This is a genomic window from Reella acinonychis (genome assembly GCF_052384575.1).
GTDB lineage: Bacteria > Pseudomonadota > Gammaproteobacteria > Enterobacterales > Pasteurellaceae > JBQSUQ01.
On sequence record NZ_JBQSUQ010000015.1, the window covers coordinates 45,308 to 69,333 of the forward strand.

24 protein-coding genes are annotated in these 24,026 nt (G+C 39.0%); 4 read left to right on the forward strand and 20 right to left on the reverse strand.

Annotation, left to right across the window (positions count from 1 at the left end; translation table 11 throughout):
* Nucleotides 1-2: 2 nt before the first annotated feature.
* Both exbB and clpB read right to left on the reverse strand, forming a co-directional pair.
* Complete coding sequence (exbB, locus tag ACT2CV_RS07065; protein WP_464972828.1) at nt 3-458, reverse strand: TonB-system energizer ExbB; 456 nt, start codon at nt 456-458, stop codon at nt 3-5.
* 165 nt (nt 459-623) lie between these two features.
* Nucleotides 624-3,194, reverse strand: coding sequence for an ATP-dependent chaperone ClpB (gene clpB / locus ACT2CV_RS07070; protein ID WP_464972829.1), 2,571 nt, complete (start codon nt 3,192-3,194; stop codon nt 624-626).
* 176 nt (nt 3,195-3,370) lie between these two features.
* Between clpB and dapF the strand changes: the two genes are divergently transcribed.
* From dapF to ACT2CV_RS07090, 4 genes are read left to right on the forward strand one after another with little or no spacing between them, the layout of a single operon-like run.
* Entirely contained in the window at nt 3,371-4,195 is an 825-nt protein-coding gene (gene dapF, locus ACT2CV_RS07075) for a diaminopimelate epimerase (protein ID WP_464972830.1), read from the forward strand.
* 18 nt (nt 4,196-4,213) lie between these two features.
* Entirely contained in the window at nt 4,214-4,915 is a 702-nt protein-coding gene (locus ACT2CV_RS07080) for a DUF484 family protein (RefSeq protein ID WP_464972831.1), read from the forward strand.
* A 43-nt stretch (nt 4,916-4,958) separates the two neighbouring features.
* A complete protein-coding gene (gene xerC, locus ACT2CV_RS07085; protein WP_464972832.1) occupies nt 4,959-5,846 on the forward strand; it encodes a tyrosine recombinase XerC in 888 nt (295 codons plus the stop codon).
* A 9-nt stretch (nt 5,847-5,855) separates the two neighbouring features.
* Nucleotides 5,856-6,554, forward strand: a complete 699-nt coding sequence (locus ACT2CV_RS07090) for an HAD-IA family hydrolase (protein WP_464972833.1) — start codon at nt 5,856-5,858, stop codon at nt 6,552-6,554.
* Nucleotides 6,555-6,629: 75 nt separating this feature from the next.
* Here the strand turns inward: ACT2CV_RS07090 and cysK are convergent, their stop codons facing one another.
* The 18 genes from cysK to ACT2CV_RS07180 all read right to left on the reverse strand — a co-directional run bounded on the left by cysK (nt 6,630) and on the right by ACT2CV_RS07180 (nt 23,966).
* On the reverse strand, nt 6,630-7,580 hold the full coding sequence (gene cysK / locus ACT2CV_RS07095) for a cysteine synthase A (protein ID WP_464972834.1): 951 nt from the start codon (nt 7,578-7,580) through the stop codon (nt 6,630-6,632).
* A 110-nt stretch (nt 7,581-7,690) separates the two neighbouring features.
* Nucleotides 7,691-8,743: an AI-2E family transporter gene (locus ACT2CV_RS07100; RefSeq protein WP_464972835.1), complete on the reverse strand. Its 1,053-nt coding sequence runs from the start codon at nt 8,741-8,743 to the stop codon at nt 7,691-7,693.
* 15 nt (nt 8,744-8,758) lie between these two features.
* The gene (glnB, locus tag ACT2CV_RS07105) at nt 8,759-9,097 is read right to left on the reverse strand and encodes a nitrogen regulatory protein P-II (protein WP_464972836.1); all 339 of its coding nucleotides are present in this window, start codon (nt 9,095-9,097) and stop codon (nt 8,759-8,761) included.
* Between the two features lie 11 nt (nt 9,098-9,108).
* The gene (locus ACT2CV_RS07110; RefSeq protein WP_464972837.1) at nt 9,109-9,570 is read right to left on the reverse strand and encodes a DMT family transporter; all 462 of its coding nucleotides are present in this window, start codon (nt 9,568-9,570) and stop codon (nt 9,109-9,111) included.
* A 5-nt stretch (nt 9,571-9,575) separates the two neighbouring features.
* A complete protein-coding gene (gene mog, locus ACT2CV_RS07115; protein ID WP_464972838.1) occupies nt 9,576-10,169 on the reverse strand; it encodes a molybdopterin adenylyltransferase in 594 nt (197 codons plus the stop codon).
* A 59-nt stretch (nt 10,170-10,228) separates the two neighbouring features.
* A complete protein-coding gene (locus tag ACT2CV_RS07120) occupies nt 10,229-12,085 on the reverse strand; it encodes an SLC13 family permease (RefSeq protein ID WP_464972839.1) in 1,857 nt (618 codons plus the stop codon).
* A 27-nt stretch (nt 12,086-12,112) separates the two neighbouring features.
* A complete protein-coding gene (rnhB, locus tag ACT2CV_RS07125; protein WP_464972840.1) occupies nt 12,113-12,703 on the reverse strand; it encodes a ribonuclease HII in 591 nt (196 codons plus the stop codon).
* Nucleotides 12,704-12,710: 7 nt separating this feature from the next.
* Entirely contained in the window at nt 12,711-13,874 is a 1,164-nt protein-coding gene (gene lpxB, locus ACT2CV_RS07130; protein ID WP_464972841.1) for a lipid-A-disaccharide synthase, read from the reverse strand.
* 65 nt (nt 13,875-13,939) lie between these two features.
* The gene (gene lpxA / locus ACT2CV_RS07135; RefSeq protein ID WP_464972842.1) at nt 13,940-14,749 is read right to left on the reverse strand and encodes an acyl-ACP--UDP-N-acetylglucosamine O-acyltransferase; all 810 of its coding nucleotides are present in this window, start codon (nt 14,747-14,749) and stop codon (nt 13,940-13,942) included.
* 9 nt (nt 14,750-14,758) lie between these two features.
* The gene (gene fabZ / locus ACT2CV_RS07140; protein ID WP_464974025.1) at nt 14,759-15,220 is read right to left on the reverse strand and encodes a 3-hydroxyacyl-ACP dehydratase FabZ; all 462 of its coding nucleotides are present in this window, start codon (nt 15,218-15,220) and stop codon (nt 14,759-14,761) included.
* 135 nt (nt 15,221-15,355) lie between these two features.
* Nucleotides 15,356-16,381: a UDP-3-O-(3-hydroxymyristoyl)glucosamine N-acyltransferase gene (gene lpxD, locus ACT2CV_RS07145; RefSeq protein WP_464972843.1), complete on the reverse strand. Its 1,026-nt coding sequence runs from the start codon at nt 16,379-16,381 to the stop codon at nt 15,356-15,358.
* 22 nt (nt 16,382-16,403) lie between these two features.
* Nucleotides 16,404-16,958, reverse strand: a complete 555-nt coding sequence (locus ACT2CV_RS07150) for an OmpH/Skp family outer membrane protein (RefSeq protein WP_464972844.1) — start codon at nt 16,956-16,958, stop codon at nt 16,404-16,406.
* A gap of 105 nt (nt 16,959-17,063) precedes the next feature.
* Nucleotides 17,064-19,424 carry an outer membrane protein assembly factor BamA gene (gene bamA / locus ACT2CV_RS07155; RefSeq protein ID WP_464972845.1) on the reverse strand — a complete coding sequence of 787 codons (2,361 nt, stop codon included), beginning with the start codon at nt 19,422-19,424 and terminating at the stop codon, nt 17,064-17,066.
* Between the two features lie 48 nt (nt 19,425-19,472).
* Nucleotides 19,473-20,801: a sigma E protease regulator RseP gene (gene rseP, locus ACT2CV_RS07160; RefSeq protein ID WP_464972846.1), complete on the reverse strand. Its 1,329-nt coding sequence runs from the start codon at nt 20,799-20,801 to the stop codon at nt 19,473-19,475.
* Between the two features lie 9 nt (nt 20,802-20,810).
* On the reverse strand, nt 20,811-21,674 hold the full coding sequence (locus tag ACT2CV_RS07165) for a phosphatidate cytidylyltransferase (protein WP_464972847.1): 864 nt from the start codon (nt 21,672-21,674) through the stop codon (nt 20,811-20,813).
* 12 nt (nt 21,675-21,686) lie between these two features.
* Nucleotides 21,687-22,406, reverse strand: coding sequence for a polyprenyl diphosphate synthase (gene uppS, locus ACT2CV_RS07170; protein ID WP_464972848.1), 720 nt, complete (start codon nt 22,404-22,406; stop codon nt 21,687-21,689).
* 99 nt (nt 22,407-22,505) lie between these two features.
* Nucleotides 22,506-23,702: a 1-deoxy-D-xylulose-5-phosphate reductoisomerase gene (ispC, locus tag ACT2CV_RS07175; protein ID WP_464972849.1), complete on the reverse strand. Its 1,197-nt coding sequence runs from the start codon at nt 23,700-23,702 to the stop codon at nt 22,506-22,508.
* Nucleotides 23,703-23,747: 45 nt separating this feature from the next.
* On the reverse strand, nt 23,748-23,966 hold the full coding sequence (locus ACT2CV_RS07180) for a hypothetical protein (protein WP_464972850.1): 219 nt from the start codon (nt 23,964-23,966) through the stop codon (nt 23,748-23,750).
* Nucleotides 23,967-24,026: the final 60 nt, after the last annotated feature.

Below are 24,026 nucleotides of genomic sequence, written 5' to 3' on the forward strand. Positions count from 1 at the left end.
AATTAGGCCCCAACATTTTTCTCACTATTTAAGGCCTTCCATTTCAAACGATTCACTTCAACTTTACGTCCTAATGCACTGTAAAACACCATAGATGGAATCGCTACCAAAATCCCCACAGCTGTTGCTTTTAAAGCAAGAGAAAGATGAAGCATAATAGAAGCAGCATCAATGTCACCGGAAGAATTCCCTAAATCATAGAAAGTTAATAAGATACCAATAACGGTTCCCAATAAACCAATATAAGGCGCGTTTGCACCAATAGTAGAAATAATGGTTAAATGGCGGTTAAGATCAATATCTAATTCATGAATATTACTATATTGCGAAACTTTAACACGACCTAAAAATAAATAACGTTCAATAACAAACCACAGCATAATAAAGCTCATAAAACAGAGCAAACCAATAATAATATAATCACTATACTGTTTTAAAAAATGAAACAACGCTAGCATATAAAATCCTTAAGTGTCAATCTAATTGAGAATTAATATCAAAGAGAACAATTCTAGCAAAAGCCCTAAGGATAAAAAAGAGGAAAATAAATTTAAATAAATTGAAAGTAGACAAGAAAGACAAAAAAACTGCGGTGAATTTCACCGCAGTTTTTGCTTAGTTTTCTATTGTTTCGCCACGATGTTTCCATCTACATAATCAATGGTCACCAACTGATCTGGCAACAATTTTCCTGACAGAATTTGTTGTGCCAATGGGTTTTCGATTTCTTGTTGAATAGCACGTTTTAACGGACGTGCACCATACACAGGATCGTAACCCACCTCGCCAATAAAATCTAAGCAAGCATCGGTAAAGTGTAATTGATAACCATGACTTTCCATGCGTTTGATTAAACGTTGTAACTGAATCGTCGCAATGGCACGAATATTTTCTTTACCTAATGGGTGGAAGACCACGGTTTCATCAATACGGTTGATAAATTCTGGGCGGAAATGTTGTCCCACCACCGTCATCACCAAGGCTTTCATGCTGTCGTAATCGGCGCTTTGGTTTTCTTGGATTAAGTGTGATCCCAAATTTGAGGTCATAATCACTACCGTATTGCGGAAATCTACAGTGCGCCCCTGACCATCCGTTAAACGACCGTCATCTAACACTTGTAACAAAATGTTAAACACATCATGATGTGCTTTTTCCACTTCATCTAACAAAATCACAGAATAAGGACGACGACGTACCGCTTCCGTTAAATAACCACCCTCTTCATAGCCCACATAGCCCGGAGGTGCCCCCACTAAACGAGACACACTGTGTTTTTCCATAAATTCTGACATATCAATACGCACCATGGCGTTTTCATCGTCAAACAGGAAGTTAGCAAGGGTTTTACACAATTCGGTTTTCCCTACCCCAGTCGGTCCTAAGAATAAGAAAGAACCAATTGGACGATTTGGATCGGATAACCCCGCTCGGCTACGACGAATGGCATTTGCCACCGCTTCAATGGCCTCATTTTGCCCGATGACCCGTTTGTGTAATTCCTCTTCCATACGCAAGAGTTTTTCTTTTTCCCCTTCCATCATTTTCGCCACAGGGATCCCCGTTGCACGAGAAAGCACTTCAGCGATTTCTTCATCGGTTACACGATAGCGAAGTAAGGTCATTTCTTTACCTTCCGCCGATTCCGCTTGGGCTAATTGTTTTTCAAGGGCAGGAATCACCCCGTATTGCAACTCAGACATTTTGGCAAAATCACTCACACGGCGTGCTTGTTCCATTTGGGTTTTCGCACTGTCTAATTCTGCCTTAATATGTTGCGTGCCTGAAAGGGCGGCTTTTTCCGCTTTCCACACCTCTTCTAATTCCGCATATTCACGTTCTTTGTCGCTTAATTCTTTTTCCAGCATCTCTAAACGTTTGCGGCTGGCGTCATCGTCTTCTTTTTGTAAAGCTTGTTGTTCCAATTTTAATTGGATAATACGACGTTCTAACCGATCCAAAGGTTGTGGTTTGGAATCAATTTCCATACGAATACTTGACGCCGCCTCATCAATCAAGTCAATGGCTTTATCTGGCAATTGACGATCGGAAATATAGCGATGAGACAGGGTCGCCGCCGCCACAATGGCGGGGTCGGTAATTTGCACATGGTGGTGAATTTCATAACGTTCTTTCAAACCACGCAAAATGGCAATGGTGTCTTCCACTGTTGGCTCGCCTACAAACACTTTTTGGAAGCGACGTTCAAGTGCGGCATCTTTCTCAATATATTGGCGATATTCATCAAGGGTGGTGGCGCCAACGCAGTGCAATTCCCCACGAGCCAAACTTGGTTTAAGCAGATTACCTGCATCCATCGCCCCATCAGTTTTGCCTGCCCCCACCATGGTGTGAATTTCGTCGATGAATAAAATCACTCGACCTTCTTCTTTCGCCAATTCATTTAATACCGCTTTTAAACGTTCTTCAAATTCCCCACGGTATTTCGCCCCTGCAATCAACGCCCCCATATCAAGGGAAAGCACCCGTTTATTTTTCAAGCCTTCAGGTACTTCACCGTTAACAATACGTTGTGCCAAGCCTTCCACAATCGCCGTTTTCCCTACACCCGGTTCACCAATTAACACAGGGTTGTTTTTGGTACGGCGTTGTAACACCTGAATGGCACGACGGATTTCTTCATCACGTCCAATGACAGGATCCAATTTGCCACTTTCCGCCCGCGCGGTTAAATCAATCGTATATTTTTCTAACGCTTGACGGCTTTCTTCTTGATTTTGATCGTTCACACTCTCCCCTCCTCGAAGTTTCTGAATTGCCTGCTGTAAACTTGCTTTATTTACACCGCACTTTATTAACAAATCGCCTAATGCACTTTTTTCCTCTAAGGCGGCTAATAAAAAGACTTCCGAAGAAATAAATTTATCATTCTGACGTTGTGCTATTTTATCGCATAAATTCAACAGGCTTAGTAATTGGCGAGAAATCTGCACATCGCCACCCTTGCCTGATACTTGCGGTAATTTATTTAATTCCGCATTTAATGCTTGGCGTAATTGACTAATATTGGCGCCGCTACTTGTCAAGATTGGCATAATTGAGCCATCTTGTTGGTTTAAAAGTGCGGTTAATAAATGCGTAGGTTCAATAAATTGATTATCTTTGCCAATTGCCAAAGACTGTGCTTCAGCAAGGGCTTGTTGGAATTTAGTTGTAAATTTTTCAATATTCATGTTTTATCTCTCACAAAATAAGTTTTGAACGGTTGTTCTTTCTATCTTTCGTGATTTTAATATGGCTCTCAAAAATAAAATTTCAAGTATTATGTTAAATTAAATTTGTATGATTTACTCAATGACCTTTGCCAATTATAATGCCAACAATGAGATATCGTTTTAAGGATGGAAAAATGCAATTTTCCAAAATGCATGGATTAGGAAATGATTTCGTTGTTGTCGATACGGTGACGCAAAATGCCTATTTCCCAGAAGAAATCATTAAAAAACTGGCGGATCGACACCGCGGTATTGGCTTTGATCAACTATTAGTAGTTGAGCCACCTTATGATCCTGATCTTGATTTTCATTATCGCATTTTTAACGCAGATGGTAGCGAAGTAGCTCAATGTGGCAATGGTGCGCGTTGTTTTGCCCGTTTTGTTACATTAAAAGGCTTAACCAATAAAAAAGAGATTGCCGTTAGTACGCAAAATGGAAAAATGATTTTAACCATTAAAGACGATGGCATGATTCGCGTCAATATGGGTAAACCCATTTGGGAACCGGCAAAAATCCCATTTACCGCGAACAAATTTGAAAAAAATTATATTCTGCGCACCCCAATCCAAACTGTATTATGTGGTGCTGTTTCAATGGGAAATCCACATTGTGTGGTGCAAGTTGACAATATCCAAACCGCCAATGTCGATCAATTAGGACCACTACTCGAAAGCCATGAGCGTTTCCCTGAAAGAGTGAATGTCGGATTTATGCAAGTTATGCATCGTGGACACATCAAATTGCGCGTCTACGAAAGAGGTGCGGGCGAAACCCAAGCTTGCGGTAGTGGTGCTTGTGCAGCGGTTGCTGTCGGGATTATGCAAGGGCTGCTGGATCAACGAGTACAGGTTGATCTTCCCGGCGGTAGTTTAATCATTGAATGGAAAGGTGGTGAGAGCCCACTTTATATGACAGGCGATGCCACTCATATTTACGATGGTGTAATTAAATTATAAGGTCTTGCGGTGGTTAAAATGAATAATTCAAACAATGAGTTAACCGAAGAACAGGTAGTAAAATTCTTGCAAAATTCACCGCACTTTTTTGCTCAACATTTAGAATTATTAAATCATTTAACCATTCCCCATAGCCAGAAAGGCACCTTATCCTTAGTTGAGATGCAACTAGAAAGTCAGCGTGAACGCATTAAAAGCTTGGAACAAGAACTCGCCCTCTTGCAGCAACTTGTTCATCAGGAACAAGATATTTTCTTAGCTCTTATGCCATTACAAAAACAGCTTTCAACGGTTGAAAATCTTGAACAAGGCATTGCAGTGCTCAACCAATGGGCGAAGAAATTTGAGTTGCAACAAGCTAAATTGCTGCTTTTTCGAGATAAATGGAACCATATTCCGCATTTATCCGAAAATTTTTGGTTAGATCGAAAAGGCTTTGAATTAATCCGCTTAGAACGCTTTGGTTTGCGACGTTTTTATTTAGGCGAGCTGACTAATCGTGAAAAATCCTTACTCTTTTTGCCTGAAGAATTCCCGATAGGCTCAGTTGCTTGCTGTTTAGTAGGAGGAAAATCACAGCAACAAGGTCAAGCGTTGTTGATTTTCGCTGCCCACGATACTCTACACTTCCACAATGGACAAGACACCGCTTTTTTAAAACATTTAGTCAATATAGTTGATATTCACTTACACCGCTGGCTATTGGCTTATCAAAAATAACGGATTGTTATCCATAAAGTGCGGTGCTTTTTAATAACATTTTATGCTGAATTTACTTCAAAAATACTACGACTACTTGCGTATCGAACGGCAACTCAGCCCTCATACGCTGACAAATTACCAGCGACAATTATCTGCTGTTGTTGAACTCTTGCAACAGCAAGGCGTGCATGATTGGAAACAAATTAGTCCAAGCATGGTACGTTTTGTGCTAGCGAGCAGCAAAAAAGCAGGCCTAAATGAAAAAAGCCTCGCATTACGTCTCTCTGCCCTACGTCAATTTCTGCATTATTTAGTGGTTCAAGGTGAACTCAAAGTCAATCCAGCAGTGGGCATTTCTGCGCCTAAACAGGGTAAACATTTGCCGAAAAATATGGATCAGGAACAAGTCAGCAAGCTACTCAATAATCAGAGCCAAGAGCCCATCGATATTCGAGATCGTGCCATGTTAGAGCTGATGTATAGTTCAGGATTACGTTTATCAGAACTACAAGGGCTGAGTTTGAATAGCCTAAATATGCGCACAAAAGAAGTTAGAGTGTTAGGGAAAGGTAATAAAGAACGTATTTTGCCTTTTGGCCATCACGCCCATCATGCCTTACAAGATTGGTTAAAAGTGCGGTTATTATTTAACCCAAAAGATGAGGCATTATTTGTAAGTTCCTTGGGGAATCGTATGTCTCACCGATCTATCCAAAAACGCATGGAAACATGGGGAATTCGCCAAGGTTTAAATGCGCATTTAAATCCACATAAATTACGTCATTCTTTTGCAACCCATATGTTAGAAGCCAGCTCTGATCTACGGGCTGTGCAAGAATTATTGGGGCATAGCAATCTTTCCACCACGCAGATATATACGCATTTAAATTTTCAACATTTGGCGGAAGTATATGATGCAGCGCATCCAAGAGCCAAACGTAAAAAATAGAGAAAATACATGAAATTTCACCGCACTTTACAGCCTTTTAAACTTCTAAGTTTCGATTTGGATGACACCCTATATGATAACCGAGAAGTCATAAACCTCGCAGAACAGCAATTTTTATCCTGCTTACAGAAAACAAGTCAATGCAATATTCAACCTGAGCAATGGCAAGCTTATAAACAACAAGTTCAGCAGCAAGATCCGATTTTTTGTGAAGATGTGGTGGCTTGGCGTATTCGTACAATTGAGCAATATTTACAAGATCAAGGTAAAAATGCACTACAAATTCAACAAATTAGTCAAATCGTTATGCAGGAATTTGTGTTGTGGCGACATAAAATTGAAGTACCATCTTCAACGATAACTGTATTAAATCAGCTCAAATCGCATTTTCCTTTAGTCGCAATTACTAATGGAAATGTAGATCCTATGAGAATTGGCTTAAATCAGTTTGAGTTAATATTACGAGGTGGAGAGCAAGGCAGAGCAAAACCGCATTGTGATTTATTTCATCAAGTCGCTAAGCAATATCAGGTTTCGTCCCAACAAATTTTGCATATTGGCGATCATCTGATTACGGATGTAGAAGGTGCTATTCAAGCGGGCTGTCAGTCAGTATGGTTCAATTGTTTTAATGACAAGCTACCTCAATCCGCAACCCATCCTACATTAGAAATTCATCATATAGATGAGTTACTTCAGCTCATTTAAAACTCAGTAAAATTTCACCGCACTTTAAGTCAAATAGTAAAAAAGCCAATCAAAGATTGGCTTTTATGTGTGTGATTAAGGTTCAATCCCTTCAAACAGGGCGGTACTTAAATAACGCTCTGAAGCAGAAGGTAAAATCGCAACAATTAATTTATCCTTAAATTCAGGTAATTTTGCAATACGATCTGCTGCAGCTACTGCGGCACCCGATGAAATACCGCCTAAAATACCTTCCTCTGCCATAAGTCGTTTGGCAGTAGCAATTGCCGTTTCACTATCTACTTTTTCCACTCGGTCAATTAAGCTTAAATCTAAATTTTTAGGAATAAATCCGGCTCCAATACCTTGAATTTTATGTGGTGCAGGCTTAATTTCTTCACCATTTAATGTTTGAGTAATAACCGGACTTTCTTCTGGCTCAACAGCAACAGAAATAATTGCTTTTCCTTGATCCTGTTTTAAGTAACGACTAATCCCTGTGATTGTACCGCCAGTACCCACGCCCGCAACAATAACATCCACTTTTCCTTCCGTATCTTTCCAAATTTCAGGGCCTGTTGTTTGTTGATGAATTGCTGGGTTTGCTGGATTTTCAAACTGTTTTAACATAATGTAACGATTTGGATCACTCGCGACGATTTCCTCAGCCTTAGCAATAGCGCCTTTCATGCCTTTTGCGCCTTCTGTCAATACTAAATTCACACCTAATCCACGTAATAAACGCTTACGCTCAGCACTCATAGTTTCAGGCATGGTTAAAATCAGTTTATATCCTCTCGCTGCAGCAACATAGGCTAAAGCAATTCCAGTATTTCCACTTGTCGCATCAACGATTTCTTTACCCTTTTGTAATAATCCATCTTTTTCCGCTTGCCAAATCATATTGGCGCCGATACGACATTTCACGCTAAAACTTGGGTTACGTCCTTCAATTTTAACTACAACATTTCCATTCTGACCAAAATGCTTTAAACGCACTAATGGTGTATTACCGATAGAATAAGCATTATCTGCAAAAATTGTCATTGTTATCTCCTTAACTATGGCTTTTCAATAGCGTTATTTTAAACCTATTTATATTTGTAGTAAAAATAGCCATTTCTTCTATTTTATAACGAAATAGAATTAAAAATTATTTATTGGTATTTATTAGGTAATCGATCACTCAATAATACGGCATAGCGTGCTGTACTTGGGCTGGATTCTAGTGCAATTTTTAACGCCATTGTTAATGGAACAGATAGTAGCATACCCACAGTTCCTAATAACCATCCCCAAAATAAAAGTGAAAGGAAAATCACTAAAGTGGATAATCCTAAACGCTGTCCCATCATTTTAGGCTCAATCACATTACCAATGATGACATTTATCATAATCACGCCAATAGCCACGCCAAACCCTGTTGGGAAACCGTTTAATAAGAGAGTTTGTATAACAATAGGTACTGCGGCAATGACAGATCCAATGTTAGGGATATAGTTAAAAAGAAAACTCAACGTTGCCCACAAAACAGAATATTGCACACCAGCAATTTCTAATAGAAGCCAAACTGCGATCCCCGTCATTAAGCTCACTGTGGTTTTAATACCTAAATAACTAATAATACTTTGTAGTACTAAATCAAGATGGCGCTCTTCTTGTCCTTGTTCTTGCAAATTATGACTAAAGGCGATAGCAAATTTACGTTTTGCGTAAGGTGCTTCTAACAACATAAAGACAACAACTAAAATTAACACAAAAGCATTGGAAACTACGTTAGAAAAGTTGAGTAATAAGCTGCTGACAAAATTCATAATTGAATTCGGGTCGAAATGTTCTAACACAGCTTCTCGTTTGATTGTTAAAGGAATATTCCATTTTGCTGCCACTAGCTGAATATCATTGATACGTTGAGTCAATAGCTCTCGATATTGCGGCATAGAATGTGAAAACTCACGCACTGAGCTATTAATCAATCCAATTAAAAAGAAAAAGACCAATAAAATCAGCAGAAATAATCCTGTAATAGCCAACCAATGTGGTACTTTTCGGTTAGTCATAAATCGAATCAGCGGCGAACAAATAATAGCGATAAATAGAGAAAGTAGAAAAGGCACCACAATCTCTGATGCTAATTTTATCCCTGCAAAAATCACGACCAAAGCGGCTAATACCACAAGAGCTTGGGTTAAAGAAATTCTTTTTGTCATAAAATACACCGCACTTTAAATGGCGTCTTCGTTCTCTTCACCTGTACGAATACGAATAACTCGCTCCACATCGTAAACAAAAATCTTGCCATCACCAATTTTGCCTGTTTGTGCGGTATCCATAATGGCTTCAATACATTGTTCAACCAAGTCCGCTGGCACAATTAATTCAATTTTTACTTTAGGAAGGAAATCGACTGCATACTCGGCACCACGATATAATTCCGTATGCCCTTTTTGTCGTCCAAAGCCTCTCACTTCAGTCACTGTCATACCAGCAATACCAATATCAGACAACGCTTCACGCACATCATCTAATTTAAAAGGTTTAATAATGGCTTCTATTTTTTTCATTTTTTATCCTTCTAACCAAATAATTTTTTGCCAAAAAAGAAAATTGTTAATCCACAAGCGATAATCACAAAACCAATTAATTGCCAAATATGGGTAGGCCGCTCTGCCATACCAAGCAAACCAAAATGATCAATAATTGCAGCAGTAATAAGCTGCCCAACAATAATAAAAAACAGCATATTGGTAATACCAATTTTAGGCGCGAGGAAAATCGTGGTATAAACCACCAATGCACCTAGTGCACCGCCAATAAAACGCCACCAAGGTTGCTTGGGCAAATGTTGCCATGCAATCCCGAGATCCGCTTTCCATAAACAAATGCTAAATAATACGACCGCCCCAGTAAAGAAAGAAATAAAAGCCGCAACAACAGGTTGTCCCCCCATGGCACCAGCTAACTGGCTATTAATTGCCGACTGAATTGCCAACGCTGCACCCGCACATAAAGCGATAATGATAAAAGATAAAAACATAGGGGTTATTCTCTTTTTGCTGCGGCAGGTCTAAAACTTTTTACAACTTCTGGATGTGTATCAATATAAATACCACTGAGTAACTGCAAACAATAAGGTACTGCGGCAAATACACCATCTACGATTGCATTTCCTTTTTCATCTTTTACCCCTTCCAATGTTTGTTTAATGGATTTAGGTTGACCGGGTAAATTTAAAATCAAACTTTCATGACGAGTTACTGCAACTTGACGAGATAAAATCGCGGTTGGTACAAAATGCAAACTCACGCGACGCATTTGTTCGCCAAAACCAGGAAGCTCTCGTTCTGCAATCGCAAGCGTTGCATCAGGTGTCACATCTCGTTTAGCTGGCCCCGTTCCGCCCGTAGTCAAAATCAGGTGGCATTTATGTTGATCCACCAATTCAATTAAGGTTTGCTCAATATGTTTCTGTTCATCAGGAATTAAACGTGTTTCTATTGAAAAAGGCGCAATTAGTGCTTTTTCTAACCAAGCTTGTAATTCAGGAATACCTTGATCCTGATACACGCCTGCTGAAGCACGATCGGAAACAGAAACTAAACCAATTTTTAAAAAATCATCTAAAAGTGCGGTCATATTTTTCCTTATTTTATTTAGTGTTTTCCCACTAAAACTCGGCATTTTTTCACCGCGCTTTAGAATGGGAATAATACGGGAATACAGAAAATAGTCGCTAACATTACCAATAAGGTAAAAGGAACGCCTATTTTGACAAAATCAGCAAATTTATAGCCACCTGGACCTAATACCATCGTATTCACTGGCGAAGAAATTGGTGTCATAAATGCGGCGGATGAAGCAATCGCAACCGTCATTGCAAATGGCATTGGGGATAAATGTAACTGTTGTGCCATAGTAATTGCAATAGGTGCCATTAAAATTGCGGTTGCCGTATTGGAAATAAAAAGCCCTACCACTGCACACAATAAGAATAAACTAATGAGCATCCAATGTTTACCCATGGTACCGACGGTATGAATCATAAAATCAACTACTAAAGAAACACCACCCGTTTTTTGTAATGCAATAGAAAATGGCATCATACCGATAATCAAAATGAGACTTGACCAATGAATGCTACTATAAGCACTTTTAGCATCAATACAACGGAATTTACCAAGCATTAAACAAGCGATTAATGCGGCAATCACATTGGGAACGACTCCACTAACCATTAGAGCAACCATCACTGCAATGGATAATATGGCATGTATGGCTTGGCTTCGAGCGGGCACTGCCTTTTCCACTTCGCTAGGATAATTTAATAAGAAAAAGGATTTTGTTCGTTCGCGTAATTGGTGCAAGAGTTTCCAATCGCCCACAACCAACAACAAGTCGCCCACTTTTAACGCTTCTTCAGCAATAGGTCCTTTGAGTAATTCACCGTTGCGTTTAATACCAATGATATTCAAACCATAATTGGATCTAAAGTGTAATTCCACCGCACTTTTTCCTACCGCGCTTGCATCAGGGATCGGCGTTATTTCTGCCATACCAATGGATTTCGTTTGTTCATTAAAACTCTTTTCACGAATTTCCGTAGGTTCTAAATGATGTTGTAAACAAAAGTCTGTGAGATCAAGATCCGGATCACCAATATCAATCATAAGGATATCTTTGGCTCTAATCTCTAATTTTCCCAAATACACTGCCATAAACATAGGGCGAAAGCGCTTCCAACGTTCAATTGCTAAAATATTAAAGCCATAAGTAGAACGCAAATTCAAATCCGCCACGCTACTACCAATAAAATCCGAATCAGCTAAGACAACAAAACGTTTAATTCGATGATTTAATTGATAGCTTTCAATTAGATCTTTAATGGAATGGCGATCCGCCAATTGTGTATATTGCTCATCAGCATTTGCAAGCCAACGGCGTGCAATCAACATATACAAAATGCCAATGACCAAAACAATTAAACCAATAGGCGTAAAAGAGAAGAAACTAAAACGACCTGCTGATGTACGCACTAATTCCGCATTCACTACTAGGTTTGGCGCTGTCGCAATTAATGTCATCATACCACTAATTAAACCTGCAACACTGAGTGGCATCATTAAACGCTTAGGTGAAATATTCATTTGCTGACAAATTACTAACACCACAGGAATGAAAATAGCCACAACGCCCGTAGAACTCATAAATGAACCTAAGCCAGCGACCGCTAACATCAGCAAAATAAGCACTCGCGTTTCACTATTTTTTGCCGCTTTCATTAGCCATTCGCTCACTTGATAAGCCACGCCAGTCCGGACAAGTGCTTCTCCTACAATAAAAAGTAGTGCGATCAAAATGATATTGGGATCACTAAATCCCGCAAATACTTCTTGTACACTGAGAATCCCTGTTAAACAAAAAGCTAACATCACTAATAACGCAATGACATCCATGCGTAATTTGTTTTGAATAAACAAAAAAACGGCGATAACAAGCAATCCCACCGTCCATAACAGCGGGGATTGAAATTCAAGCATCGTCAGTTTATCCATTGGTGAATTCTCCTCATTCAAGTCCATTTATCTATTAGTTAATAGTTTTTTAACCGGAGCAAAACTGCGGCGATGTTGGGGCAAAGGTCCAAATTGTGCTAATTTTTCTAAATGCAGTTTAGTTGGATAACCTTTATGCTGTGCAAATGCATATTCAGGATGTAACAGATCTAATTCCGCCATTTCTTGATCGCGAGCAACCTTCGCTAAAATCGATGCGGCACTAATTTCAGCTACTAAACTATCCCCTTTCACAACAGCCTGGGCAGGCATAGCTAAATCAGGAATGCGATTGCCATCCACCAGCACAAAGTGCGGTTGAATTTTCAGATTTTTTACAGCTCGTTGCATCGCTAACATGGTTGCGTACAAAATATTTAATTGATTTATTTCTTCCGGCTCTGCGCGTCCTAATGCCCAAGCGAGCGCTTTTTGCTTAATTTCTTCCGCTAATAACAAACGTTTCTTTTCAGATAATTTTTTACTATCCGCTAACCCTTGGATAGGATTGTTTGGATCTAAAATGACTGCTGCAGTTACGACCGCGCCCACTAAAGGTCCACGCCCCACTTCATCAACGCCAGCAATCAAATCTACATCTGGATAAATAAATGCCATTGTTCTATTATCTCGTTTCAAGTAACTCAATCACTGCTTCAGCCGCTTGTTTATCTGCATCGCATTGAATTTGCTTGTGTAAATCCATAAAGCGTTGAATTAAAACATAACGATTTTGCACCGCACTTTCCGTTTGTTCTAAATACAAACTCAATTTCTCAGCCAGTTTCTCCGCTGTGCAATCTTGCTGAATCATTTCTGGCACCAGCATTTCATTGGCTAATAAATTAGGCAAAGCAATATAATCCGTTTTCACCAAGCGTTTGGCAAGGAAATAAGTGGTGCTTTTCATTCGATAACCCACTACCATTGGTGATTTGCAGAGCATACATTCTAATGCGGCAGTTCCGGAAGCTAATAAAGTGGCTTCTGCTGCAATCATCGCTTGTCTAGCTTGACCATCTAATAAGATCATTTCTAATTCAGGGGCAACCTGCGCTTTGATTTGCTCAAATTGCTCTCGGCGTTTGCGGTTAATTAAAGGCAACAAAAATTGCACATCAGGGAATTGTTGTTTAAGTTTTTGTGCTGTTTGTAAAAAAGGTTCCGCTAAGAATTCCACTTCTGAACCTCGGCTACCAACTAGAATCGCTACATAGCGTTGGTTCGGATCAATATTAAGTAATTGACAGGCTTCTGAACGATTTGGTTTTAAGGCAATTTGATCCGCCATGGTATGCCCAATAAAACGGCAAGGCACATTAAAACGATCATAAAAGGCTTTCTCAAAAGGTAAAAATGCTAAAACCAAATCCACTGCATTGGCAATTTGATGAATACGATTTTGCCGCCAAGCCCAAACAGAAGGGCTGACATAATGAATGGTTTTGATACCCTGTGCTTTAAGCTTTTCTTCTACATACAAATTAAATTCTGGCGAATCAATACCAATAAAAATATCTGGTTTTAGCGCCAATAACTGCTGAACCGTATTTTTACGAATTCGCAATAAACGAGGTAAATGCTTCACAATTTCGGCTAACCCCATTACCGCAATTTCTTCCATATCCACTAAGGTTTCGCAGCCTTCAGCAATCATTCTATCCCCTGCAATGCCAACAAAACGAGCATTTGGATAACGAATTTTCAAACTGCGGATAAGACCAGCGCCTAAAATATCACCGGAAACTTCCCCTGCTACAATTGCAATAGTTGGATTATTTTGTTCCATTTCACAATCCTTAATGAAAAATAACCGCACTTAAAAAGTGCGGTCTATTTTTAGTGAGTTTTTAATTAACGAATAATGCCACGCGTGGAGCGTTTAAAGAATTCTAAAAAGAAACTAATTGCGGTTTCTGTTTTGGCATAATGTTCAATTTCTGGCATCACTTCTTCTAAAGTTTTATCACTACGATAAATTAATTTATAAACATTGCGAATGGCATGCAGTGTTGGTTTATCAAACCCACGACGTTTTAATCCTTCAATGTTGACACCAAATGGACGTGCATGATTGCCTTGCGCCATCACATAAGGTGGTACATCTTGGCTGACCATAGAACCGCCACCCAGCATAACATGAGCACCAACAATAACAAATTGATGAATAGCTGACATTCCACCCACGATCACAAAATCATCCAGCTCAACATGTCCTGCTAGGGTTGCATTATTGGCTAAAATACAGCGGTTTTTAATGCGACAGTCATGGGCAATATGAGCATTTACCATGAATAAGTTATCGCTACCAACACGAGTAACACCACCACCTTGTACTGTTCCACGATGGATGGTTACATTCTCACGAATACGGTTGCGATCACCAATAATAGTTTTTGTTGGCTCACCCTGATATTTTAAATCTTGATTGACTTCACCAATACTTGCCCCTTGGAAAATTTGGTTATCTTCCCCGATAGTCGTGACACCATTTACCACAACATGAGAATGAAGCACAGTTCCTTTACCAATCTCAACTTGAGCGCCAATCACACAAAACGGACCAATCACCACATTTTCGCCAATTTTTGCGCCTTGTTCCACAATAGAAGTTGGGTGAATTTTCGCCGTTGGATGAATATTTTTATTATCGTGCTGAGTCATAATTTCTCCTTATGATGCGGCTCTGCGTGCGCACATCAATTCTGCTTCACAGACGACTTTGCCATCTACTGTAGCAACGCCTGTAAATTTAGTTACACCACGACGTTCCGCAACAAAGCGAACTTCTAATTCCATACGATCGCCAGGTAAAACAGGGCGACGGAAACGAGCGCTGTCAATCGCCGCGAAATAATAGAGTTCATTCTCTAACGGACGATAGGTTTTACAAGCTAACACGCCTGTTGCTTGTGCCATCGCTTCTAAAATTAACACGCCTGGAAACACTGGATTTTCAGGGAAATGACCAGTAAAACAAGGCTCGTTCACGCTAATATTTTTTACGGCTTTTAACCATTCGCCTTCTTGATAATCCACTACGCGATCCACTAATAAAAAAGGATAGCGGTGTGGCAATAATGTCATGATTTCACTTGCTTCAATGATACGAGGAGTTCTTTCCGTTGTCACAATAAGTACCTTATCTTTTAACTTATACTAAATTAATTTTAGCTAATTATACGTTATTTGGATCAAAATTTACAGTCTATTGAGGTTAGACAAGATAAATGCCAAAATAAATAAAGCCTACTTTCGTAGGCCTTTTTATTACTCAGCTAATTTCTTTTCTAATGCTTTGAGACGTTTATTCATATTATCAATATCCATTGTTAATGCCGCTGTTTTGCGCCATTGTTTATTAGTTTGCAATGGAATACCTGAAGAATAAATACCCGGCTCAGTAATTGGACGCATGACCATACCCATCCCAGTAATCACTGCTTGATCACAAATTTCCATATGACCATTGATCACACTTGCGCCACCAATTTGGCAATAACGTCCTACTTTTAGACTTCCTGCCATAATCACGCCACCTGCAACCGCTGTGCCTGTACCAATGTGTACATTATGTGCAATTTGGCATAGGTTATCGATAATCACATTATCTTCAATCACTGTATTATCTAAAGCACCACGGTCAATACAAGTGCAAGCACCAATTTCAACATGATTACCAATAATCACAGAACCCGTTTGAGGAATTTTAATCCAACGACCACGCTCATTAGCGTAACCGAAACCATCACTGCCAATCACTGCACCAGATTGAATTAAACAATGCTCGCCAATCTGAACATCATGATAAATCGACACATTTGCCCAAAGTTGTGTATTGGCACCAATAGTGGCATTTTTACCAATAAAACAACCCGAGCCAATAATCGCGTTATCACCAATGACAGCGCCATCTTCAACAACCGCATTTGCACCAATAGAAACATTTTGCCCTAAAGAAACTGTGCTAGAAATCACCGCACTTGAAGCAATATCATAAGCTGCTTTAGGCGTGCCATCCATATATTGCGCTAATAAAGCATAAGCCACATAAGGATTTTTAACGATCAATAAGTTAGCATCAGCGGCACAAAACTCAACATCTGCCTCAGAGACAACTAAAATTCCTGCTTGGGATAAAGCAAGATAAGGACGATATTTAACGTTTGAAATGAAGGTGAGTTGTTGACTAGTTGCTTTATCTAAAGGCGCAATAGCCGTAACAATAACATCGGCGTTGCCACGAATGGCACCGCCGATATGTTCTGCTAATTCTTTTAATGTATAAGAACGCATTATTTATTTACCTATTCAGGAATTATTTTTTCGCTGGTTCTGCTGGTTTTTCTTCCGCTTTTGGCGCTTCTGGTAATTTACCACCCATTGCTTTTAAGACATCTTCAGTAATATCTTTACCATCAACAGCGAAAACTACAGAATTTGCATCAAGCACGTAAGTATAACCTTTTTCTTTTGCTAAATTATTTGTTGCAGTTTGGATTGATTCTAATAATTTAGCACGTTCTTCATTTTCCAATGCTTGTGCATTTTGTTGGAATTTTTGTGCTTGCGCATCGTGATCTTTCATTAATTTATTAATTTCATCTTCACGTTTCTTAATATCAGCACTACGTAAATTTGGCGCTTCTTTTTTCAATGCAGCAATTTTACCTTCAATTTTTTTCTTAGCTGCCGCTAATTGATCTGCTTTGCCTTTAAATTCTTTATCTAATTTTTGTGCAATTGCTTCACGTTCTGGATGATGTTGGAATAAGAAACCCGCATTGATAAATGCAATATTTTCAGCAGCCATTGCAGCAGAAGCAAAACCTAAAGCTAAAGAAAGTGCGGTTACTTTTACGATTTTTTTCATTTGTTTAATTTCCTTGTAATTAATCATTTTTCAAAGAACTCAGATATTTCTGAGTGCAAGCCTAGGCTTAGACTTGCAAACTCAGAATTAGTTCATTAAATAATATTAGAATGTACCACCAATGCTAAATTGGAAACGCTCAACATCATCATTTTTATATTTTTTGATTGGTTTTGCATAAGAGAATACCAATGGTCCAATTGGCGATTGCCATTGGAATGCTACGCCAGCAGAGGTACGTACTCGAGTTGGATCACCATAATCAGGTAATGACGGGAAGTCTTTCTTACCTTCTTTTTTCCATTTTGTATCCCATACACTCGCAGCATCAAAGAATACAGATGTTCTTACGCTGTGTTGATTTTTTTCTGCAACAAATGGTGTAGGTACGATTAATTCTAAACTTGCATTAACCATTGCATTACCACCGATAATATCGGTACTTGGCTGATACTGTCCTGGTTTGTTTGTTGCATATATCGCATTTGGTCCAATCGCACCTGAAGCAAAGCCGCGTAATGAACCGATACCACCAGCGCTATAGTTACGGTAGAACGGAACACGTTTTCCACCAAACCCATTCGCATAAGCCGCTCCAGCTTTCGCCGAAATAACCCAAGCATGATCACGATCTAATGGATAGAAACCTGCAAAATCCGCTGTTAATGCATAGAATTTATTATCAGATCCCGGAATAGTAACAGAACCACCAATACCTGCTTTCACACCTTTAGTTGGGAAATAACCGCGGTTTAAACTATTGTAGTTCCAGCCAGCTTTAAAGAAGAAGTCATTTGACTTGAATGAACGACCTTCATATTTCATTGAATCCAAATATTTTTGGCGTGAATATTCAGGTGCCACATTTTTCAATTTATTGTAAGCATAGCCTAAACCTAAATAATAAGAGTTGTTCTCGTTCACAGGGAAACCTAAGGTTACATCGGCACCATAAGTAGTACGAGAGAAACTTGCTGCATTCTTATCATCTGAGTTGTCATATTTTTCATAGAAGACATTTCCACCTAGGCTTACACCATCTTTTGTGAAGTAAGGTTCGGTATAACCTAAATTAATACTTGTGGAATACTTATCTTTTCGACCACCAAGGCTAACTGCAGCGCCTGTTCCTAAGAAGTTATCTTGCTTAATACTTGATTGGTAGCTAAAACCACTTTCTGTACCATAACCAATACCGAAGTTAATACTCCCTGTATTACGCTCTTTCACATTATAAACAACATCTAAAAGGTCATCTGTTCCTGGAACCACTTCATTGCGTTGTTCAACTGTTTCAAAGAAACCTGTACGCTCTAAGCGAATTTTACCCAATTCAACTAATTGGGAAGATAACCAAGTACCTTCTTGTTGACGCATTTCTTGACGTAATGTGCTATCTGCACTTACTGTGTTTCCTTCAAAACGAATTTGGCGAACAGAATAACGACGTCCAGCTTCAACAATGTAAGTAATTGCAATGGTTTTATTGGTTTCATCAAATTCTGGGTGAATATTTACCTGTGCAGTCGCATAGCCTTGTTCAGCTAATTTCGCTTTAATATCATTTTCAACTGCTGAAATTTCGCTACGGCGGAATTCATCATTTAAACGAATACCTTTCAATAAAGGCGCTAATTCGTCTTGCATACCACCCACATCCCCGATAATTCGAGCATGATTAACGGTATACACATCGCCTTCATCAACCATCACTTTCACTTGCGCTTCTGTTTTTGCTTCATTTAACTGAACATCAGTGCCTGTTACTCGTGCCTTGGCATAACCATTTTCTGCATAATAATCTTGAATCGCATTGATATCTTTACCAAATTGGTCTGGTGCAAATTTATTACCAAATAATTTCCACCATGCATCTGGTTGTAATTCCATTTGCTCTTGTAAAGTGTCACTATCAATATGATTATTACCTTCAAAAGTAATGCCTTTTAATAAAGCAACATCATCTTCTTTAATCTGTAACTTCACTTCCGCGCGGTTATTCGGCAAATTATTTACGATAGCTTCCACTTTCGCATTATAACGACCTGTATTTTGATAATGGTCTAATAAACTTTGACGGAAAGCTTCTAATTTTTCACGATTAAGAACTTCACCGCTTTTAAAGCCATTACTTTCTAAATTTGCTTTTAAAGCTTCATCTGGAATGGTGCTGTTACCATCTAATGTTACTTCTGTGATGACTGGTTGTTGAAATACAGAAATCACTAATGTGTTTCCTTCACGACCAGCTCTTACGTCATCATAGCCTCTTGCATAGAGTGTTTTTACAATATGCGCGATCTGATTATCAGTAATGGTTTTACCCACATTTATAGGTAAACCCGCTAATACATTTCCTTCTGCCCCAGCTTGAACGCCGTCAACGCGAACATCCTTCACCACAAATGGTGCAGCATAAACGCTAGCAGAGCCAAATAATAAACTAGCAATTAAAAGTTTTTTCATTTTCTGATGACCTTATTAAATTAAAGTGCGGTTAAATTTTACAACGTTTTATAAACGTAAAAAATCATTAAATAAAGCGAAAGCAGTTAGGGTTAATAACAACACTGCACCTACTCGATAACAAATATGTTGGATTCGTTCAGAAATAGGTTTGCCTCGAATGCCTTCCGCCGCCAAGAAAACAAGATGACCACCATCTAATACTGGCAACGGAAATAAATTCATAATGCCCAAATTGACACTAATTAATGCCATAAAGCTCAAATAATAAATAAATCCAATTTGGGAAGATACGCCAGCCCCCTGTGCAATGGAAATTGGACCACTTAAATTATTCAGGGAAAGATCGCCGGTAAACAATTTTCCAATAACTTTGATTGTTAACCAAGCCAATTGACCAGTTTTCTCTACGCCTTTCCACAGAGCATCAAGCATATCATATTTTAATTCTGTGCGATACTGCTCAGCTAGTGGCTTAACGGTTGGTGAAATCCCCACAAAATAACGCCCCTCTTTTTGCTCTGGCATCACCTGTAAAGTAAACATTTCTCCATTGCGTAATACTGTTAGGTGCAAAGCTTGTCCTCTTTGTACTTCGCTGACAAAATCTTGCCAAACAAAAGATTGCTGATTTAATTGATAAATTTCATCACCAACTTGCAAACCCGCTTTTTCAGCAGGCGAATTTTCTGCAACCTTTGAAATTTTCATCTCAATTTGATTGCTTACAGGCGAAATTCCTAAAGAACGGAATGCCGTTTGTTTATCCGGTTCAAAAGACCAACCAGAAATATCCAATGTTTTTTGTTGTGGACGGTCTTCGCCAAAAGGCGTAACAGTTATGGCGACTTGCTGATTACCTAATTTGGTTGCCAATAGCATATTGATGCTTTCCCAATCTGCAGTATCCGTACCATCAATAGCTAAAATTTGACTATCAGGTTGAATACCCGCTAATGCAGCAATGCTATCCGTTTTCACGTCTGCAATTACCGGTTTAACACTTGGAATACCAACAGAAAAAATAACCCAATATGCGAAAATAGCAAAAATAAAATTAGCTAAAGGCCCTGCGACAATGACAAAAGCGCGTTGTAATACAGTTTTATGATTAAAACTTTCTGATCGTAAATGTGCAGGCACTTCTTCATTACGTTCATCCAGCATTTTCACATAGCCGCCAAGCGGAATAACTGAAACCGCAAATTCCGTTCCTTTTTTATCCTTTTTTGACCACAAAACTTTGCCAAAGCCAATAGAAAAACGATGAACTTTTATACCGCACTTTCTCGCCGCCCAGAAATGCCCAAATTCATGTACGGAAACCAAGATACCAATAACAACAATAAAAGAAGCTAATGACCACAAAAACGACATTCAAAATTCCTATAGCCAGAAAAAGTAAAAATAGGCAAAAAACGGGGTTGCAGCGGTTAAGCTATCAATACGATCTAAAATGCCACCATGTCCTGGAATCAAATTGCTACTGTCTTTAATACCACTTTCACGCTTGAACATACTTTCGGTTAAATCGCCCAATACTGAAATAACGATGGTTGCAACAGATAATAGGGTTAAAGAAAGCAGATTGCCATGCATAAACAAACTTTCGCCGGCAAAATGAATAAAGAGCATCGCCAGCACACCAGCAGAAATCACGCCGCCAATCACACCTTGCCATGTTTTTCCAGGTGACACTTTGGGTGCTAATTTATGTTTACCGAATTTACGTCCAGCAAAATAAGCACCACTATCTGCCGCCCAAACTAGAATAAAGACATAAAGCAATAACTGAACGCCATGAATTGAATCGACAACATAGTTTTCTAAACGTAAGCTAGCAACAGCAACTAAGAAAGGGACTAACGTATTAAACGCAAAAATCAACTGAAGAATTAAAGATTTACTCCATAATTTTGCAGAATTTGGATAACTCATCACGAGTCCTGTTGCCGCCAACCACCAAATAACAGACACTAACAATAACGGCTCTGCATAATCTTCAAACACACGCCCCGCATTTAAATAATCGGCGTAAGTAAAAATCCATAAAAATAAAAAAGCGGCTGCTAATGCAGTAACCACAAAACGCCAAACGAATTTTAATTTAGGAAACTGTGTCCATTCCCATATGCCAAGGGTTACAACAACGCCAAGCGCTAAAGTAAAATAGAAAGGAGAAAAGAAAAGTAACGCAACACAAACAATGGCAATCATAAAAATAGCTGAAATAACTCGTTCTTTAAGCACGTTTTTTTACCTCTATTCTGAACCGCCAAAGCGGCGCTCACGTTGTTGATATGCCCAAATGGCACGATTAAATTCTTGTTCATCAAAATCAGGCCATAACACTTCGGAAAAAAATAATTCCGCATAAGCGATTTGCCATAATAAGAAATTACTAATGCGTTGCTCGCCACTGGTACGAATCAATAAATCTACTGGCGGCTGCTGTTTTGTGACCAAATTTTGTTGGAAAAGTTCTTCATTAATCTGTTCAATTAACAAATCCCCTTGTTTCACCTGAGTTGCAATCTGTTGCGTTGCCTGCACAATATCCCAACAGCCACCATAATTGGCAGCAATATTGAGAGTAAGTGCGGTGTTATTTTCGGTTGTTTTTTCTGCGGCAGCAATCTTTGCTTGTAAACTTGGGCTGAATTTAGAAACATCCCCTAAGATATTGAGTTTGATATTATTTTTATGCAATTTTTTCACTTCTCGATCAAGCGCTTGCATAAATAAACTCATTAAAGCTGATACTTCTTCTGCTGGACGATTCCAATTTTCGCTACTAAAGGCATAAAGCGTTAAGGATTTCACCCCAATTTCTCTCGCATAGGCGACGGAACGACGTACAGCCTTTACGCCATTGGTATGTCCAAACACACGCATTTTGCCTTTCTGTTTTGCCCAACGGCCATTGCCATCCATAATAATTGCAATATGTTGAGGAATATTATTTGGATCTAATTCTTTCATTAAAAATCAATATTATTGCTTCATCTAAATTTGTGCCTGAATATAGCATAACTCACTAACTTGCGCTATGAGCTTTTATTCTAGGCTAAAAGTGCGGTGTTATTTTGATGAAATTAACTGCAATGCCAATTCTCTTGCTTTACGATCCACTTCCAACACATCTTCAACACAAATAATCTGTTGTGATGGCATTTTTTCGACCACAGCCAAATTCACCTTCGCAATATCCGTAAATTTAATTTGCTCATTTAAAAAGGCTTCTACTGCAATTTCATTGGCTGCATTTAAAGCGGTTGTCGCATATTGCCCTGCAGCGAAAGCATCAATAGCCAATTTTAAGCAAGGATAACGCTGATAATCGGGTTGTAAGAACGTCAAACCATTAAGTTGATAGAAATCTAATGGAGCAACACCCGCAAAAATACGTTGTGGATAAGCCATGGTTTCTGCAATTGGCGTACGCATATCTGGATTGCCCATTTGGGCAATCACTGAACCATCAATATAACGCACCATGGAATGAATAATTGATTGAGGATGAATGATCACTTCCATTTCATCTTCACTGGCATTAAATAACCAACGCGCTTCAATATATTCTAAACCTTTGTTCATCATGGTCGCTGAATCCACAGAGATCTTTTTCCCCATTGACCAATTAGGATGAGCAACAGCTTGCGCAGGCGTAATATGTTCGAATTCGCTTAAATCAGTGTAACGGAAAGGCCCGCCCGATCCTGTTAATACAATTTTACTAATACCCAATTCAGCAAGTGGACAGAAACCGATTTGTTGTTGTGCCTGTGGCGGTAAGGATTGAAAAATCGCATTATGTTCACTATCGACGGGCAAAAGTTGCGCTTTATTTTTACGCACTTCATCAAGAAATAGCTGACCACAAGTCACCAATGCTTCTTTGTTAGCCAACAAAATACGCTTGCCAGCTTTAATCGCCGCAAGGGTTGGTAATAAACCCGCTGCGCCCACAATTGCAGCCATCACTTGATCTACATCAGGATGAGCAGCTAATTCACAAATTGCTTGTTGACCACTTAGAACCTGTGTTTTGCTATGAAGTGCGGTTAATTTTTCACGTAATTTCTGAGCAGCAGTTTCATCTGCTAATGCCACAAATTGAGGCTGAAATTTGACACATTGTTCGAACATTAAATCCACATTGCGCCCACCTACAAGGGCAAAGGCTTCATATTGTTTTGGATTGTGTTCAATAACAGATAAGGTGCTGGTTCCAATAGAACCCGTAGAACCAAGAATGACAAGTTTTTGTTTTTTCATTTTAAATACATATAAAAATAGGGCGTTTGACGCCCTAAATAAAGATTAGCCTTTCAGCTTTCCATATAAACGGTACGCATGATAGAAAAAGAATAATCCGACTATCGCAACTAATGCTGAAACACCTATAGCACCTAATAATTCGTAAGCCATATAAATCATCCAATGCATACGTTTTGTACCACCCATTGCTTCCCATTCAAGAATATCTTGATAAATATAGAAAGCCCCATAGAGCATTGCGCAGCCAATAATGATGCTCATAAGAATAGCTAATTTAGGATTTTTAGGTAATTGTTCAGTATTTGAAATGAAGCTATTCTC

Coding starts and splice junctions, on each gene's coding strand:
- exbB (WP_464972828.1), bottom strand. CDS start 458: ATGCTAGCGTTGTTTCATTTTTTAAAACAGTATAGTGATTATATTATT.
- clpB (WP_464972829.1), bottom strand. CDS start 3,194: ATGAATATTGAAAAATTTACAACTAAATTCCAACAAGCCCTTGCTGAA.
- dapF (WP_464972830.1), top strand. CDS start 3,371: ATGCAATTTTCCAAAATGCATGGATTAGGAAATGATTTCGTTGTTGTC.
- ACT2CV_RS07080 (WP_464972831.1), top strand. CDS start 4,214: ATGAATAATTCAAACAATGAGTTAACCGAAGAACAGGTAGTAAAATTC.
- xerC (WP_464972832.1), top strand. CDS start 4,959: ATGCTGAATTTACTTCAAAAATACTACGACTACTTGCGTATCGAACGG.
- ACT2CV_RS07090 (WP_464972833.1), top strand. CDS start 5,856: ATGAAATTTCACCGCACTTTACAGCCTTTTAAACTTCTAAGTTTCGAT.
- cysK (WP_464972834.1), bottom strand. CDS start 7,580: ATGACAATTTTTGCAGATAATGCTTATTCTATCGGTAATACACCATTA.
- ACT2CV_RS07100 (WP_464972835.1), bottom strand. CDS start 8,743: ATGACAAAAAGAATTTCTTTAACCCAAGCTCTTGTGGTATTAGCCGCT.
- glnB (WP_464972836.1), bottom strand. CDS start 9,097: ATGAAAAAAATAGAAGCCATTATTAAACCTTTTAAATTAGATGATGTG.
- ACT2CV_RS07110 (WP_464972837.1), bottom strand. CDS start 9,570: ATGTTTTTATCTTTTATCATTATCGCTTTATGTGCGGGTGCAGCGTTG.
- mog (WP_464972838.1), bottom strand. CDS start 10,169: ATGACCGCACTTTTAGATGATTTTTTAAAAATTGGTTTAGTTTCTGTT.
- ACT2CV_RS07120 (WP_464972839.1), bottom strand. CDS start 12,085: ATGGATAAACTGACGATGCTTGAATTTCAATCCCCGCTGTTATGGACG.
- rnhB (WP_464972840.1), bottom strand. CDS start 12,703: ATGGCATTTATTTATCCAGATGTAGATTTGATTGCTGGCGTTGATGAA.
- lpxB (WP_464972841.1), bottom strand. CDS start 13,874: ATGGAACAAAATAATCCAACTATTGCAATTGTAGCAGGGGAAGTTTCC.
- lpxA (WP_464972842.1), bottom strand. CDS start 14,749: ATGACTCAGCACGATAATAAAAATATTCATCCAACGGCGAAAATTCAC.
- lpxD (WP_464972843.1), bottom strand. CDS start 16,381: ATGCGTTCTTATACATTAAAAGAATTAGCAGAACATATCGGCGGTGCC.
- ACT2CV_RS07150 (WP_464972844.1), bottom strand. CDS start 16,958: ATGAAAAAAATCGTAAAAGTAACCGCACTTTCTTTAGCTTTAGGTTTT.
- bamA (WP_464972845.1), bottom strand. CDS start 19,424: ATGAAAAAACTTTTAATTGCTAGTTTATTATTTGGCTCTGCTAGCGTT.
- rseP (WP_464972846.1), bottom strand. CDS start 20,801: ATGTCGTTTTTGTGGTCATTAGCTTCTTTTATTGTTGTTATTGGTATC.
- uppS (WP_464972848.1), bottom strand. CDS start 22,406: ATGAAAGAATTAGATCCAAATAATATTCCTCAACATATTGCAATTATT.
- ispC (WP_464972849.1), bottom strand. CDS start 23,702: ATGAAAAAACAAAAACTTGTCATTCTTGGTTCTACGGGTTCTATTGGA.
- ACT2CV_RS07180 (WP_464972850.1), bottom strand. CDS start 23,966: ATGAGCATCATTATTGGCTGCGCAATGCTCTATGGGGCTTTCTATATT.